Origin of the sequence: Izhakiella australiensis (assembly GCF_002006995.1) — a bacterium.
Lineage (GTDB): Bacteria > Pseudomonadota > Gammaproteobacteria > Enterobacterales > Enterobacteriaceae > Izhakiella > Izhakiella australiensis.
On sequence record NZ_MRUL01000055.1, the window covers coordinates 1 to 1,378 of the forward strand.

The 1,378-nt window shown below is 50.1% G+C and carries 4 protein-coding genes; 3 read left to right on the forward strand and 1 reads right to left on the reverse strand.

Translation table 11 applies throughout. The annotated features are described in order from the left end of the window. The 3 genes from BTJ39_RS24190 to BTJ39_RS24200 form a co-directional block, all read left to right on the forward strand. Positions 1 to 97 (forward strand): IS3 family transposase (locus BTJ39_RS24190; RefSeq protein WP_139356339.1); only part of this gene is annotated, 97 nt, incomplete at its 5' end. A 99-nt stretch (positions 98 to 196) separates the two neighbouring features. Continuing rightward, the gene (locus BTJ39_RS24195) at positions 197 to 652 is read left to right on the forward strand and encodes a hypothetical protein (protein ID WP_241825978.1); all 456 of its coding nucleotides are present in this window, start codon (positions 197 to 199) and stop codon (positions 650 to 652) included. After that, positions 649 to 915 (forward strand): hypothetical protein, encoded by a 267-nt coding sequence (locus tag BTJ39_RS24200; RefSeq protein ID WP_078005197.1) that lies wholly within the window; start codon positions 649 to 651, stop codon positions 913 to 915. Before BTJ39_RS24195 ends, BTJ39_RS24200 begins: the two co-directional genes overlap by 4 nt. Positions 916 to 967: 52 nt before the next feature. Here BTJ39_RS24200 and BTJ39_RS24205 read toward each other — a convergent pair whose 3' ends face one another. Continuing rightward, positions 968 to 1,336, reverse strand: a complete 369-nt coding sequence (locus tag BTJ39_RS24205; protein WP_078005198.1) for a SymE family type I addiction module toxin — start codon at positions 1,334 to 1,336, stop codon at positions 968 to 970. Positions 1,337 to 1,378: the final 42 nt, after the last annotated feature.

Below are 1,378 nucleotides of genomic sequence, written 5' to 3' on the forward strand. Positions count from 1 at the left end.
GTTCAATTATATCGAGTGTGATTACAATCGCTGGCGTCGCCACAGTGCCTGCGGTGGTATCAGCCCGGAACAGTTCGAAAACCAAATCCTCGCTTAGGGCGTGTCCACATTACGTGGGTAGGATCAATGTTCATTCGGGCGGGCCAGCTCTTCTGATGAGCCGGGGCAGGAATCGAAGCCCAATGTTGCAGGGAGCATGACGGACAAAGAAAAGGCGGAGATTGGCGGTGCTGGTTCAGGTACACCGGGTGGATGGGGACCAGAGGATGAGGAGAACGCGCGGAAGAAAAATACGCAAGCGCAGCCAGAAAGTATACCTGACAAAACACAAAAGCAGTCATGGGACTCTTGGCAGAATTATCCAAAGAAAACAATCAATGGACGCCAATATGCACAAATTGGCGATCGCCTTTATTCGCAACATGCAGTAGACAGAATGCAGCCATCAGGACTGGGTTCTCCAGCCGGAACTTCAGGACCGGGCAGAAATATAACACCTAATGTCATTGAACATACGATCAAGAATGGCTCACCTCAAAATAACGTAGTCAACGGGGTAAGTCGTACTACTTACTGGAGCGGGGATGTTGGTGTTGTCACTGAAAATAATGGGAATGTGATAGTGACGGTTTTACGGAGAAGTGGACAATGAGTAAGTGGATTTATCCAGAAGTCATAAATGAATTAATTGTTGCCTGTAATGAATTTTTTGATGGAAAGATTACAGTGCAGGAAATCCAACAGAAATTTTATGATGCAGAAATTAAGATAGTTGCCATTGATGAGAAATGGCTAAGGGCCAGTCTAGCTGATGCAGAAAATGAAATTGAGTTATTGACTTATACAGTTGAGGATCATCAATTAAAACTGTCGGTAATACCTGTTGTTCAGAAAATATTAGATCAAATCAAATAACCCAAAGCCCCAGCTCTGAAAAAGCTGGGGTTTACTATATCAGTCAGTCACCTCACAACGCCCGCCACGCCACCTCACCGTTACGCGGTGGCCGCTTCTGCGGCGTGCTGAGTGCGGTGATAAACTCTGCAATCTGTCGCTGCCTGCGGGCTGAGAGCTTTTTACAGGCGCTGCGCAGCTGGGCAACCACCTCCGGTTCAGCGGGCGGCTCAGGCTCCGGCGCCCTGATCGTCACGATCAGACAGCCCTCCAGTACCTTCACTTCCAGCGGCGTTCCCGTCGCCAGTCCCGCCTCTGCCAGCCAGTGCCCCTTCAGAATAACCGCCGGAACCGGCCGGTACTTCGCGTCGCTCACGTAACCCACGGTATAGCTGCGGGTTGTGGGCGTGTGACTCCCTGGCTTAGTATGTGCCTCAGCCATAATCAACTCCTTCTTAGTTGCTTGTGGTCAGCGGGCTGACGG

Bases quoted from the DNA above. Each gene is read 5' to 3' on its own strand.
- BTJ39_RS24195 (WP_241825978.1), top strand. From the start codon at position 197: ATGACGGACAAAGAAAAGGCGGAGATTGGCGGTGCTGGTTCAGGTACA.
- BTJ39_RS24205 (WP_078005198.1), bottom strand. From the start codon at position 1,336: ATGGCTGAGGCACATACTAAGCCAGGGAGTCACACGCCCACAACCCGC.
- BTJ39_RS24200 (WP_078005197.1), top strand. From the start codon at position 649: ATGAGTAAGTGGATTTATCCAGAAGTCATAAATGAATTAATTGTTGCC.